Genomic DNA, 12,957 nt, shown 5'->3' with positions numbered 1-12,957 from the left:
CCTTCACAGTGCAATGGAGCCTGCCATGAGTGGTCCCGATACCGAGGCGCGCGCCCGCGCCATCCAGGAACAGAACCTTCTTGTTCAACAGCTCCGCGAGAGCGGAAGCAACAAAGAGGCGGATCGTCTCCAGGAAACCTATCACGCGCGCGAGATGTCAGGCTTGGCCGCTGATGTATACCTATCGGCAAAAAATGAAGGACAGCCACCCGCAGGGTGGACGCGCGCGAGCGCCGATCCAGCTGCGCTGCGCGCTGCGGGAATCAACATGTCGGACGAAGAAATACTTCGTCAACTTCGCCCGACAGAGTCTGGATTCCGCGCTGAAATCTACCTTCCTGACAAGAGTGTGCTCGGCAGCGATGCGAGACCAGTCGTGGTGTTCAAGGGCTCGACTGGCGAGATTGTTGATCCCTCGGCACCCAGCGGCCGGCGTGAGTCCGGTGGAGAGGACTTTTTGAACAATGGCCAGCAAGGCATCGGCATGCGTAGCGACTACTACGACCGCGCCATGCAGCTCGCCACGCGAATCAAGGAAGAGAGTAGCGGCGGCTTCGAAATCGCCGGCCACTCCCTCGGCGGCGGCATGGCCTCCGCCGCCTCCGCCGTCACCGGCGCCCGCGCCACCACCTTCAACGCCGCCGGTCTGCACCCGGATACGCCGGCGCGCTATGCCAAAGACAACGGCCTGCCCACCTTCAACCCACAGCAGACCGTACACACCTACCAGACCAGCGGTGAGGTGCTCAACGATGTGCAGAACGGGATGCGGCGCCTCAACGAACAACAGCGACACGCCTACGGGCTGCTGGCCAACGAAGCCAGCATGCTGATGCGCGAGCCGCTGATGCAGGCCAAGGTGGCCGAGAAGATGCGCGAGATGCTGCCGCCCGGTGCGCAGACCGCAGCCGCGCAATTCGTCGAACAGTTGGCCACCAAACCGGGCTACGAGGCCCTTCGCGATATCCCGGTCGCGGCGGGGCGCATGGAGTTGGTGCTCGATCCCAAGACCCGCGATGCGCGGGAGCGGCTGGTGGATCGCGCGCGTACCGATGCCCCCAGCCAGGTAGCCGAGCTGGCCGGACCGTTGTCCAAGGTGCTGCACTCGGCCGCGCATGGCATGCACAACGGCCGGGTAGTGGGCGAAGTGGTGGAGAAGGGCGGCGCAACCGCCGCCCACGTCCTTGACCGCACCGGCGACGCCGTCGAGCAGGTCGCCCGCGTGCAGGGCATGGTGGTGGGCAAGGTAGTCGACATGGGATCGGCCACGCTGCAGGTTAGCGCCAAAGCCACCACCACCGTGTACGCCCAGGGCCGCGAACTGACCGGCATGATCGAGTCCACGGCGCATCGCGTGGAATCTCGCGCGCAGTCCGGGATTCTGTCGGTGGCCTCATGGGGAGCGGGCAAGCTGGGGTTCGACAACGTCTCCAAGGACCTCGACAGCCGCGCCGATGCCGTACACGCCGCGGGCCAGGCGCGTGCCACCGCCGCAACGCGCGATGCCCGGGAGGACGCCGATGCGGCCCGCGCCGCCGGCCAGCGCACCGCCGAGAGCATCGACCGTGACGGCCAATGGGTGGCCGGTAAGCTTCAGAATGGGTATGCCACGGCCGGCGCCCATGTCGACCAGGGCTATGACTTTGCGGCGCACCACATCAAGAACACCACGGCGCAGGCGCCGGCGGTGTTTGCCTCGGTTGGCGGGGCAGTGGCGGGCCTTCGCGGCGCGGCCGCTACCTACGTACCCACGGCGCTGACGCCGCAGAACATCGGCAACATCATCGAGACCAAGCGCCTGGTCGAAAACATCGGCCCGGCATTTGGCGAGGCTGTGCAGCGCCACGGGATGAAGGAAACGGTCATTCCCAGCCTGGACGCCGAGCTCATCAAACAGGAAGCGCAGGCCCGCGCGTTGCTGGAACAGCACGAACGCATCCATCACCCGGCGGAGAAGCACGCCGCCGTCGCCGCCGAGCCCTCCACGCTGGTGGTCGGCATCAATGATCCCGGCCACAGGCAGTACCACATGTTCCAAGGCGCCCAAGTCGGGGTGCACGGCATTGATGCTGCCCACAACCGCGTGCCCGACCTGCAGAGTGACCAGCTGGCCGGTGCGCTGGCGGCCAAGGCCACGCAGGAGGGTCTGGAACGCATCGAGCGGGTCGTGCTCAGCGAGGACCGCACCCGCGTGTTCGCGGTCGATACCCAGGACCTCACCTCCGTGCACCGCCACCTGGCCCAGGTGGACGTGGTGGCCGGCCGGCAGCAGCCGCTCAGCGTGAGCACCGAGCAGGTGGCCGAGGTCAACCGCCAGCAGGAACGTGCGGCCGCTGCCCCGGCGCTGGTGGCCGACCTGGGCGCCGAGCAGCAGCGCGAGCAGGAGCAGCAGGCCGCGCGGCGGATGGGATGAGGCGGGGCGGGTGGGTGCTGGAACCGGCGGCGGCCGCTGGAACGGCTGGAACGAGGGTAGCGCCGACTGTTAGTCGGCTGCTTGACCGGGCAGCCGACTAACAGTCGGCGCTACCTCCGCCACCTCCGCCTGAGGCCTTTGTCCATCCGGCCGCGCCACGGCCCGGGTTCCATCCGGTGCCGCCAATGCGGTACAGTCCCCGGGTGTCCATTCTGACGACCCCGCATACCCTTTCTTCCGCTCGCCGTTGGTGGCGATGGTGGCCTGTTGCCGTCGTCCGTCCCGCCACCGCCGTTTCCCGGAAGGAAAGTCGTCTTGATCACGCTCGAGCAGTTCCAGCAGCAGGCCGCTGAAGGCCACACCCGCATCCCCGTCGTCCGCGAAGTGCTGTCCGACCTGGACACGCCGCTTTCGGTCTATCTGAAGCTCGCCGACGGCCCGCACACCTACCTGTTCGAATCGGTCGAAGGCGGCGAGCGCTTCGGGCGCTATTCCATCATCGGCCTGCCGGCCCGCCGCGTGTACGCCTTCCACGGCCATACCCTGACCGTCAGCGAAGCTGGCCAGGTGGTGGAAACCCGTGAGGTGGCAGACCCGTTCACCGAAGTGGAGGCGCTGCGCAGCGCCCATTCGGTGCCCAAGCTGGCCGGCCTGCCGGGCTTCACCGGCGGCCTGGTGGGCTGGTTCGGATTCGAGTGCATCGGCTACATCGAACCGCGCCTGGCCCCGCCGCGCGGCCGCGACGAGCTCGGCACCCCGGACATCCTGCTGCTGCACTCCGAAGAACTGGCGGTGTTCGACAACCTCAAGGGCCGCCTGTACCTGATCGTGCACGCCGACCCCGGCCAGCCCGGTGCGTGGGACGAGGCGCAAACGCGGCTGGACGGCCTGGTGGCCAAGCTGCGCGCCCCCGGCGCGGGCTACCCGGTGCCGATCACCCGCGACGTGCTGGACGAGAACGACTTCGTTTCCGGCTTCACCCGCGAAGGCTTCATTGCCGCCGTGGACAAATCCAAGGAATACATCCGCGCCGGCGACATCTTCCAGGTGGTGCTCAGCCAGCGCCTGAGCGTGCCGTTCAAGGCGCGCCCGGTGGATGTATACCGGGCGCTGCGCGCGCTGAATCCGTCGCCGTACATGTACTTCCTCGACACCGGCGATGTGCAGGTGGTCGGCTCCTCGCCGGAAATCCTGGTGCGCCTGCAGGACGGGGAAGTGACCGTGCGCCCGATCGCCGGTACCCGCCCGCGCGGCGCCACGGTGGAGGAAGACAACGCGCTGGAAGCCGAACTGCTGGCCGATCCGAAGGAGCGCGCCGAGCACCTGATGCTGATCGACCTGGGTCGCAACGATGCCGGCCGCGTCTCCAAGGCCGGCACGGTGGAAGTGGGCGAGCAGTTCGTGATCGAACGCTACAGCCACGTCATGCACATCGTCAGCGAAGTGACCGGGCAGCTGCAGCCGGGCCTGAGCTACGCCGATGTGCTGCGTGCCACGTTCCCGGCCGGCACGGTCAGCGGCGCGCCAAAGATCCGCGCGCTGGAAGTGATCCGCGAGCTGGAGCCGATCAAGCGCAATGTCTACGCCGGCAGCATCGGTTACATCGGCTGGCACGGCGATGCCGACACCGCCATTGCGATCCGCACCGCGGTGATCAAGGACGGCCGCCTGCACGTGCAGGCCGGCGCGGGCATCGTCTACGACTCGGACCCGGGCAAGGAATGGGACGAGACCATGAACAAAGGTCGCGCGCTGTTCCGCGCCGTCGCCCAGGCCGCCAAGGGCCTGTAATTCACCCGGTTGCCGGCCAACGGCCGGCGCTACCGATTCCGTATTGCATCCTTGATTCCAGGAATTTGCCATGTTGTTGATGCTCGACAACTACGACAGCTTCACCTACAACCTCGTGCAGTACCTGCAGACCCTGGGTGCCGATGTAAAGGTGGTGCGCAACGACGCCCTGAGCGTTGACGAGATCGCCGCGCTCGCGCCCGAGCGCATCGTGATCTCACCCGGCCCGTGCACGCCCAACGAAGCGGGCGTGTCGCTGGAGCTGATCCGGCGGCTGGGTCCGACCACGCCGATCCTGGGCGTGTGCCTGGGCCACCAGGGCATCGGCCAGGTGTACGGCGGCGATGTCATCCGCGCCGGTACCATCATGCACGGCAAGACCTCGCCGATCCGCCACCTGGGCAAGGGCGTGTTCGCCGGCCTGCCGGACCGCTACCAGGCCACCCGCTACCACTCGCTGGTGGTGGATAAGACCACGCTGCCCGACTGCCTGGAAGTGACCGCCTGGACCGAGAACGAGGACGGCACCATGGAAGAGATCATGGGCCTGCGCCACCGCGAACACCCGGTGGAGGGCGTGCAGTTCCACCCCGAATCGATCCTCACCGAGCACGGCCACGCCCTGCTGAAGAATTTCCTGCAAAGGAACCCCGCATGACCTTCTCCCCCCAGGAAGCCCTGCAACGCACCATCGAACACCGCGAAATCTTCTTCGACGAGATGGTCGATCTGATGCGCCAGGTGATGCGCGGCGAGGTGTCGCCGGTAATGACCGCTGCGATCCTCACCGGCCTGCGGGTCAAGAAGGAAACCGTCGGCGAGATCGCCGGCGCGGCCACGGTGATGCGCGAGTTGGCGCTGGCCGTGCCGGTCGAAGACCGCACCCACCTGATCGATATCGTCGGTACCGGTGGTGACGGCTCGCATACCTTCAACATCTCCACCTGCGCGATGTTCGTGGTGGCGGCGGCGGGCGCGAAGGTCGCCAAGCATGGCAACCGCAGCGTCTCGTCCAAGTCCGGCAGTGCCGATGCGGTCGAAGCACTGGGCGCGATCATCGAGCTGCGTCCGGAGGAGGTAGCCCGCGCGATCAGTGAAACCGGCATCGGCTTCATGTTCGCCCCGATGCACCACCCCGCCATGAAGGTGGTGGCCCCGGTGCGGCGCGAAATGGGCGTGCGCACCATCTTCAACATCCTCGGCCCGCTGACCAATCCGGTGGGCGCCACCAACGTGCTGATGGGCGTGTTCCATCCCGACCTGGTCGGCATCCAGGCACGCGTGCTGCGCGAGCTGGGCGCCGAACGCGCCATGGTGGTGTGGGGCCGCGACAACATGGACGAGATCTCGCTCGGCGCCGGCACTCTGGTCGGCGAGCTGCGCGACGGCAAGGTGCGCGAATACGAGATCCACCCCGAAGACTTCGGCATTGCCATGTCGGCCAGCCGCAACCTCAAGGTGAGCGGGCCGGAAGAATCGATCGCGATGCTGCGTGGGGTGCTCGACGACCAGCCCGGCCCGGCGCTGGACATCGTGGCGCTCAACGCCGGCGCGGCGCTGTACGTGGCCGGCGTGGCCAGCAGCATCGCCGACGGCCTGGCCCGTGCACGCGCGGCCATCGCCGACGGCAGCGCACGCCAGCGCATGCAGGATTACGTGGATGCGACCCAGCGCATCCGACGCGCGGGCTGAGCCCGATTTCACGCTTTGCTGTGGGCTGGCCGATAATGGCCGGCCTGAAGGACCCTGAACGACATGAGCGACAAGAGCGACATCCTCGAGACCATCCTGGCCCGCAAGGCCGTTGAAGTGGCCGAGCGCCGTGCACGGGTCCCCCTGGAAGCGCTGCAGGCACGCCTGGCCGGCGCCCCGCCGGTGCGCGGCTTCGCCGATGCACTGCGCGCCTCGATTGCCGCCGGCAACCCGGCGGTGATCGCCGAGGTGAAGAAGGCCAGTCCGTCCAAGGGCGTGATCCGCCCGGACTTCCACCCGGCCGATATCGCGGTGAGCTACGAGTTCGGTGGGGCGAGCTGCCTGTCGGTGCTGACCGACGTGGATTTCTTCCAGGGCGACGATGCCTACCTGCAGCAGGCCCGCGACGCCTGCACGCTGCCGGTACTGCGCAAGGACTTCGTGATCGATGCGTACCAGGTCTACGAGGCCCGCGTGCTGGGTGCCGACTGCATCCTGCTGATCGTGGCCGCGCTGGAAGACCGCCAGCTGGCCGAGCTGTCCGACCTGGCCATGCAGCTGGGCATGGACGTGCTGGTGGAAGTGCACGACATCGATGAACTCGAACGCGCCATCCAGGTGCCGGTGCCGCTGATCGGCATCAACAACCGCAACCTGCGCACCTTCGAGGTGTCGCTGCAGACCACCCTGGACATGCGCCAGGCCGTGCCGCGCGACCGCCTGCTGGTGACCGAGAGCGGCATCCTGGGCGCTGACGACGTGAGCCTGATGCGCAACGCCGGCGTGCATGCGTTCCTGGTGGGTGAGGCCTTCATGCGGGTCGAAGAGCCCGGCGAGGGCCTGCGTCAGCTATTCTTCAGCGCATGACTGCGATCTACCCGACTCCGCGTGACGACGCGCCGCTGGTGGTCTTCGACTTCGACCACACCCTTTATGACGGCGATTCCGGCAGCCACCTGTTTGCCTCGCTGATCAAGCGCAACCCGCTGCGGCTGCTGGCCGCGCTGCTGGTGACGCCGGTAGCGGGGCCACTGGTGGCGATGTTGCCGACCCGGCGTACCGGTATTTCGGTCTATGTCTGGATCGCCACGTTCGGGTTGCACCGCGCGCGCGAGTTCAACCGCGTGATCGATGCCTACGTGATCAAGCACGAGGCGCAACTGCGCGCCAAGCTGCTGCCGGAGGCGCTGGCGGTATTCGCCGCGCACCGGGCGCAGGGCGACCGGGTAGTGGTGGCCACCGGCGCGCCGCCGGAGCTGGCCCGCGCCATCCTGGCGTTTGTCGCCCATCAGGGTGTGCCGGTGATCGGCAGTGAAGTGGGCCCGCGCTTCGGTGCGGTTGGTGCCACGCGCCATTGCCACAACGAAGAGAAGATGCGCATGCTGCGCGAGCGCGGCTATGGCGACATCGATGTGGCCTATTCGGACAGCACCGCGGACCTGCCGTTGCTGCTGGCAGCCAAGGAGCCGGTGGTGGTGAACCCGAAGGTGTCCAAGGTCGCGTATTTCCGTCAGGTGCTCAAGCCCGGCACGCGGATCCTCAACTGGGGTTGCGTGGATCGCGGCGGCGACCGCTGAGGCGTATCGACCAACGGTCGATACCTACCGGCGTCGCACGGCGCCGCGCTTTACCCCGCCAGCCAGCCGCGCACCGCGCCGCTGATCTGGAACAGGCTGATCGACAGCACCAGCACGCCTACGGCCACCAGCACCCAGCGTTCCTTGACCCGCTTCACCAGCACCGCGGCCAGCGGGGCGGCCATCATGCCGCCGATCAGCAGGCCGGCCACGATGTTCAGGTACTGCAGGCCCATCGAGAGCAGGAAGGTGATCGACACCGCCAGGGTCACCACGAACTCGGCCGCGTTGACCGTGCCGATGGTGGTCCGGGCCTGGCCGCCCCGGGCGAGCAGGGTGGAGGTGGCCACCGGACCCCAGCCGCCGCCGCCGCTGGCGTCCAGCAGCCCGGCGACGAAGCCCAGCACCGGCACCCGCTTCACTTCCTGGCGCGGCACCAGCTTTCCGGCTGCGCGCAGCAGGATGAAGACCGCCAGGATCAGCAGGTAGCCGTAGATGAAGGGGCGGATCGCATCACCGGGCAGCTGGGTCAGCACATAGGCGCCCAGCAAGCCGCCGACCGCGCCGGGCAGGGCCAGGCGCAGGAACAACCGCTTGTCCACGTTGCCGGCCACCAGGTGCGAAACACCCGAGGCGCCTGTCGTGAACACCTCTGCGGTGTGCACGCTTGCGCTGACCGCCGCCGGCGGCAGGCCCATGCTGAGCATGACCGACGATGAGACGAGCCCGAAGGCCATGCCGAGCGCGCCGTCCACCAGCTGCGCGCCAAGCCCGATCAGGATGAACCAGTAGAATTCGCTGCCAGGTGCCATGCCGTCAGCCTAGCGGCAGCGCGTGAAAGGCGCTGTCATGCCGACGTTGGCGCCGGCCGGTGGCCGGCATCCGGCGTCATCGGGTGCCGTACAGGACGACCGTCTTGCCCCGCGCATGCAGCAGCCCATCGCTCTGCAGCTTCTTCAGCACGCGGCCGGCCATTTCACGCGAGCAGCCGACCAGGCGGGCCAGCTCCTGGCGCGACACGCGCAGCTGGGTGCCCTGCGGGTGGCTCATGGCCTCCGGTTCGCGGGACAGGTCATGCAGGGTTCGCACGATGCGGTCGGTGACATCCAGGAACGCCAGGCGGCTGGCCTTGCGGCTGGTATCGAGCAGGCGCTTGGAGACCTGCTGGCCCAGTGCGTACAGCAGGCGCGGGGCATCGGTGGACAGCGGGCCAAGGAACAGCTGGTGCAGCCGCTCGTAGCTGATCTCGGCCAGCTCGCAGGGGGTCCGGGTGCGCAGGATCACCTCGCGGCGGTCGGTTTCCACGAACAGGCCCATCTCGCCGACGAACTCCCCGGAGCCGAAGTAGCCCAGGACCAGTTCGCGGTCGTCTTCTTCTTCAGCAATTATGGAAACGGAGCCGCTGATCACGTAATACAGGGTGCCGGCGGGGTCGCCGGGGCGGAAAACGTCCGTGCGGGCCGGGTAGCGGCGTCGGTGGCTGTGGGCCAGAAAGCGGTCAATGGTGGCGATGTCCAGGGCCAATGGACTTGTGGCAAGGCGCACAGATGACACGTTGAGGCGCTCCCTTTGCTCATGAACAATTCACGGCTATGTGCCGCGAGCTTAACGATCAGGGTTGTGAAGGGCAAACCCCAACACAGCAACTTGTTTCAATGCAAGTTTCGCCCCCGATCACTTTGCCCCATAATTGATCCTTTCCCACCACACACAGGATCGACCGCCGTGGTCAAGCCGTTGCCTCGCCTGAGGTTGCAGGGTTTCAACAACCTCACCAAGGCGCTGAGCTTCAACATCTATGACGTGTGTTACGCCCGCACCGAAGAGGAGCGTCAGCGTTACATTGAATACATCGATGAAGAGTACAACGCCGATAGGCTGACTCAAATCTTGACCGATGTCGCCGAGATCATCGGCGCCAACATCCTCAATGTCGCGCGCCAGGATTACGATCCGCAGGGCGCGTCGGTGACGATCCTGATCTCCGAAGAGCCGGTGATCGACAAGAAGCTGGCGGGCAAGGAGTTGATCTCCGATGCCGTGGTAGCGCACATGGACAAGAGCCACATCACCGTCCATACCTACCCCGAAACCCACCCGCAGGAAGGCATCGCGACGTTCCGCGCGGACATCGATGTGGCTACCTGTGGCGTGATTTCGCCGCTGAAGGCGCTGAACTACCTGATCGAGAGCCTGGAATCGGACATCGTGATCATGGACTACCGCGTCCGTGGCTTCACCCGTGACGTGAAGGGCAAGAAGCATTACATCGATCACAAGATCAACTCGATCCAGAACTTCCTGGCCAAGAACATCAAGTCGCGTTACGAGATGTTCGACGTCAACGTCTACCAGGAAAACATCTTCCACACGAAGATGCACCTGAAGGACTTCGACCTGGACCAGTACCTGTTCGAGGAAAAGGCCAAGAACATCTCGTTCAAGGAACGCATGAAGATCGAAGCGCTGCTCAAGCGCGAGATCGAAGAGCTGTTCCACGGCCGCAACCTGTCCGAGTAACACCACGCGACACCCGCCCGGGCCATGGCCCGGGTGGTGCTGCACAAGGCGGGACGCCCCGCCCTGTGGAACATCTGTTTTGCGCAGAAGTAATGTTCCACGGCAAGCTACCGACGACGGTCCGGTGTGAAGACACCGGGCCGTTTTGTTTTTGTTTAGGAGGCACCCATGCCCTGGATCTACCTGCTGCTGGCCGGCATCTTTGAAATCGGCTTTGCGATCGGAATGAAATATTCGGACGGCTTCAGCAAGCCGCTGCCCACGCTCGCCACGGTCGGCGCGGCACTGGTCAGCCTGTACCTGATGAGCCAGGCGATGAAATCCATCCCGGTGGGCACCGCCTACGCGATCTGGACCGGCATCGGCGCCCTGGGCGTGGCCACGCTGGGCATCTTCCTGTTCGGCGACAGCGCTTCGGCGCCGCGCCTGGCCTGCATCGGGCTGATCGTGGCCGGGGTGATCGGGCTGAAACTCGTCTCGGGCTGACCTTAAAGCCGGTACGCGATGGTCTTCATGACCTTGGAGGCCAGCGCCATCACGCCCGGGATCGGCGGCGGCAGCCTCCGCGCGCCGGCATGCTCGGCGTGGTCGGCGTGGCGGGCTTCGTCGATCTTCATCACCTTCAGGATCTCGCGGCTGCGCTGGTCGACCGGGGGCAGGGTGTCCAGGTGCTCGTCCAGGTGGGCTTCCACCTGGCGCTCGGTTTCCACCACGAAGCCCAGGTTCCAGCCATCCCCGCGCAGCCCGGCCAGGGTGCCGATGGTATAGCTGCCGGCGTACCAGATCGGGTTGAACAGGCTGGGCCGGCTGTCCAGCTCGCGCAGGCGCTGGGCGCACCAGGCCAGGTGGTCGGTCTCTTCCTGGGCCGCCTCGAGCAGGTGGGCACGGGTTTCCGGCTCGCGGGCCACCGCGGCCTGGCCGAAGTACAGGCCCTGCGCGCAGACCTCGCCGACATGGTTGATCCGCATCAGGCCGGCCGCGTGGCGGCGGGCCGGGGCGGGCATCGGTGCGTCCGGGGTCGCCTCGGCCGGGTACGGGCGGCTGGCCGGCGGGTTGCCGAATACCGTGTCCAGGGCGCGCTGGGCCTCGGTCAGCAGGTGGTCGAGCGGGGTGATCTGGCGGAGCGCGGTCATGCGGTCGGGCATCGCGGCGGGGGATCATCGATTCTCGCCCCCCGGCGCCGGTCTGCCAAGCCATGCCGCCGGTCGATTTGCATGTGGGCCAAATGGCCAGTACAATCCCGCCTCTTCACAACGCGTGGCAGAGTTCCGGCCGCTCCATGGCCGCAATGAGCCCGACCTACCTGAGTTCTTTCATGAGCACTTTCACTGCAAAGTCCGAGACCGTCCAGCGCGACTGGTATCTCGTCGACGCCTCCGGCAAGACGCTGGGCCGTCTGTCCACCGAGCTGGCCCGCCGTCTGCGCGGCAAGCACAAGCCGGTCTACACCCCTCACGTTGATACCGGTGATTACCTGGTTGTCATCAATGCAGAAAAGATTGCCGTCACCGGCAACAAGCTGCAGGACAAGCTGTACCACCGCTTCACTGGCTACATCGGCAACCTGAAGACCGAAACTCTGGCCCAGGCGCTGGAGCGCCACCCGGAGCGCGTCATCGAAACCGCCGTCAAGGGCATGCTGCCGAAGGGCCCGCTGGGCCGCGCCATGTACCGCAAGCTCAAGGTGTACTCGGGTTCCGAGCACCCGCACGCCGCTCAGCAGCCCCAGGTTCTGGATATCTAATCATGGCTATCACTCAAAACTACGGCACCGGCCGCCGCAAGTCCTCCACCGCCCGCGTGTTCCTGCGCAAGGGCGCCGGCAACATCACCGTCAATGGCCGTCCGCTGGACGAGTTCTTTGGCCGTGAAACCGCACGCATGATCGTGCGTCAGCCGCTGGAACTGACCAAGAACACCGAATCGTTCGACATCATGGTCACCGCCGCTGGCGGCGGCACCACCGGCCAGGCCGGTGCGATCCGCCTGGGCATCGCCCGCGCGCTGGTCGAGTACGACGAAACCCTGAAGTCCGAGCTGCGCAAGGCTGGCTTCATGACCCGTGACGCCCGTGAAGTCGAGCGTAAGAAGGTCGGCCTGCACAAGGCACGTCGCGCCACCCAGTTCTCCAAGCGCTGATCCATCGCGCCTGGCGTGGGATCCTTTGGGATCCCGCTGGGAGGAAAGCAAAAGCCCGGCTTTGGCCGGGCTTTTGTCGTTTCAGCGGGGCAGGTTACGGTTACACCGCCCCCGGCTCACCCTTGGCCTTGCTGCGCGGCCAGTACCCGCCGCCGCGCTTGGGTGCCGGCGCGCGCTTGCGCGGGCGGTCATGGCCCGCCGCGTGCCCCGGCATCCAGGCCTCCTGGGCGGACTTGGGCATCGACTCCACGCCGGTGCCGGCCACGCCCCGGGCCAATGGCGCCAAGTGACGCAGCGCCCGCGCATAGACCCCGCGCTTGAACATCACCACGTGTTCGACCGGGTACCAGAAATCCACCCAGCGCCACTGGTCGAACTCGGGGCTGTCGGTATGGTCCAGCTTCACGTGCGATTCGTCGCCCGACAGGCGCAGCAGGAACCAGACCTGCTTCTGTCCGATGCAGACCTGCTTCTCGTTGCGACGGATGGCACGGGCGGGCAGGCGATAGCGCAGCCAGCCCGGTGTCGCACCCAGCACTTCGACGTGCTCTGGCAACAGCCCGGTTTCTTCATGCAACTCGCGATACATGGCTTCGACAGGCGTCTCGTCGGTGTTCATGCCACCCTGCGGGAACTGCCAGCCATCCCGGCGCACACGTCGTGCCCAGAACACCTGCCCGTCCTGCCGCATCAGCACGATGCCGACGTTCGGTCGATAGCCGTCCGGATCGATCACGATGCGGACTCCTAGAAAAATCTACTGGTCAGGACTGTGACACGCCCGCTGCCCACTCACAAGCGCGGTGAAAAGGTGTTGACAGATTC

Annotated in this window: 14 protein-coding genes; 10 read left to right on the top strand and 4 right to left on the bottom strand. The window is 66.4% G+C overall.

The window, feature by feature from the left end:
- Nucleotides 1-25 precede the first annotated feature (25 nt).
- The 6 genes from BAY15_RS17685 (at nt 26) to BAY15_RS17660 (ending at nt 7,473) form a co-directional block, all read left to right on the top strand.
- Entirely contained in the window at nt 26-2,413 is a 2,388-nt protein-coding gene (locus BAY15_RS17685) for an XVIPCD domain-containing protein (protein WP_068854289.1), read from the top strand.
- Between the two features lie 315 nt (nt 2,414-2,728).
- Nucleotides 2,729-4,204, top strand: a complete 1,476-nt coding sequence (gene trpE, locus BAY15_RS17680) for an anthranilate synthase component I (RefSeq protein ID WP_068854288.1) — start codon at nt 2,729-2,731, stop codon at nt 4,202-4,204.
- Nucleotides 4,205-4,274: 70 nt separating this feature from the next.
- Nucleotides 4,275-4,862: an anthranilate synthase component II gene (locus BAY15_RS17675; protein ID WP_068854287.1), complete on the top strand. Its 588-nt coding sequence runs from the start codon at nt 4,275-4,277 to the stop codon at nt 4,860-4,862.
- A complete protein-coding gene (trpD, locus tag BAY15_RS17670; RefSeq protein ID WP_068854286.1) occupies nt 4,859-5,896 on the top strand; it encodes an anthranilate phosphoribosyltransferase in 1,038 nt (345 codons plus the stop codon). The genes BAY15_RS17675 and trpD overlap by 4 nt, the downstream gene beginning before the upstream one ends.
- Before the next feature lie 63 nt (nt 5,897-5,959).
- Nucleotides 5,960-6,763: an indole-3-glycerol phosphate synthase TrpC gene (gene trpC, locus BAY15_RS17665; protein WP_068854285.1), complete on the top strand. Its 804-nt coding sequence runs from the start codon at nt 5,960-5,962 to the stop codon at nt 6,761-6,763.
- Nucleotides 6,760-7,473, top strand: a complete 714-nt coding sequence (locus BAY15_RS17660) for a haloacid dehalogenase-like hydrolase (protein ID WP_068854284.1) — start codon at nt 6,760-6,762, stop codon at nt 7,471-7,473. The genes trpC and BAY15_RS17660 overlap by 4 nt, the downstream gene beginning before the upstream one ends.
- A 50-nt stretch (nt 7,474-7,523) precedes the next feature.
- On the opposite strand, the gene BAY15_RS17655 is transcribed toward BAY15_RS17660, so the two are convergent.
- Both BAY15_RS17655 and crp read right to left on the bottom strand, forming a co-directional pair.
- Nucleotides 7,524-8,285, bottom strand: a complete 762-nt coding sequence (locus BAY15_RS17655) for a sulfite exporter TauE/SafE family protein (RefSeq protein ID WP_068854283.1) — start codon at nt 8,283-8,285, stop codon at nt 7,524-7,526.
- 76 nt (nt 8,286-8,361) lie between these two features.
- Entirely contained in the window at nt 8,362-9,027 is a 666-nt protein-coding gene (gene crp / locus BAY15_RS17650; RefSeq protein WP_068854282.1) for a cAMP-activated global transcriptional regulator CRP, read from the bottom strand.
- Nucleotides 9,028-9,198: 171 nt separating this feature from the next.
- Between crp and speD the strand changes: the two genes are divergently transcribed.
- A complete protein-coding gene (gene speD / locus BAY15_RS17645; protein ID WP_017354544.1) occupies nt 9,199-9,993 on the top strand; it encodes an adenosylmethionine decarboxylase in 795 nt (264 codons plus the stop codon).
- Between the two features lie 168 nt (nt 9,994-10,161).
- Nucleotides 10,162-10,479, top strand: coding sequence for a DMT family transporter (locus BAY15_RS17640; RefSeq protein WP_068854281.1), 318 nt, complete (start codon nt 10,162-10,164; stop codon nt 10,477-10,479).
- A gap of 2 nt (nt 10,480-10,481) precedes the next feature.
- Here the strand turns inward: BAY15_RS17640 and coq7 are convergent, their stop codons facing one another.
- Complete coding sequence (gene coq7, locus BAY15_RS17635) at nt 10,482-11,126, bottom strand: 2-polyprenyl-3-methyl-6-methoxy-1,4-benzoquinone monooxygenase (RefSeq protein WP_068854844.1); 645 nt, start codon at nt 11,124-11,126, stop codon at nt 10,482-10,484.
- A 182-nt stretch (nt 11,127-11,308) separates the two neighbouring features.
- Between coq7 and rplM the strand changes: the two genes are divergently transcribed.
- Complete coding sequence (gene rplM, locus BAY15_RS17630; protein WP_017354548.1) at nt 11,309-11,737, top strand: 50S ribosomal protein L13; 429 nt, start codon at nt 11,309-11,311, stop codon at nt 11,735-11,737.
- A 2-nt stretch (nt 11,738-11,739) separates the two neighbouring features.
- Nucleotides 11,740-12,132: a 30S ribosomal protein S9 gene (gene rpsI / locus BAY15_RS17625; protein ID WP_017354549.1), complete on the top strand. Its 393-nt coding sequence runs from the start codon at nt 11,740-11,742 to the stop codon at nt 12,130-12,132.
- Nucleotides 12,133-12,232: 100 nt separating this feature from the next.
- Here the strand turns inward: rpsI and BAY15_RS17620 are convergent, their stop codons facing one another.
- On the bottom strand, nt 12,233-12,868 hold the full coding sequence (locus tag BAY15_RS17620; protein WP_068854280.1) for an RNA pyrophosphohydrolase: 636 nt from the start codon (nt 12,866-12,868) through the stop codon (nt 12,233-12,235).
- Between the last annotated feature and the right edge of the window lie 89 nt (nt 12,869-12,957).

This window comes from Stenotrophomonas rhizophila (assembly GCF_001704155.1).
Taxonomy (GTDB): Bacteria; Pseudomonadota; Gammaproteobacteria; order Xanthomonadales; family Xanthomonadaceae; genus Stenotrophomonas; species Stenotrophomonas rhizophila_A.
The sequence above is the reverse complement of the archived record's forward strand: the minus strand, read 5'-3'. Positions and strand labels throughout refer to the sequence as shown.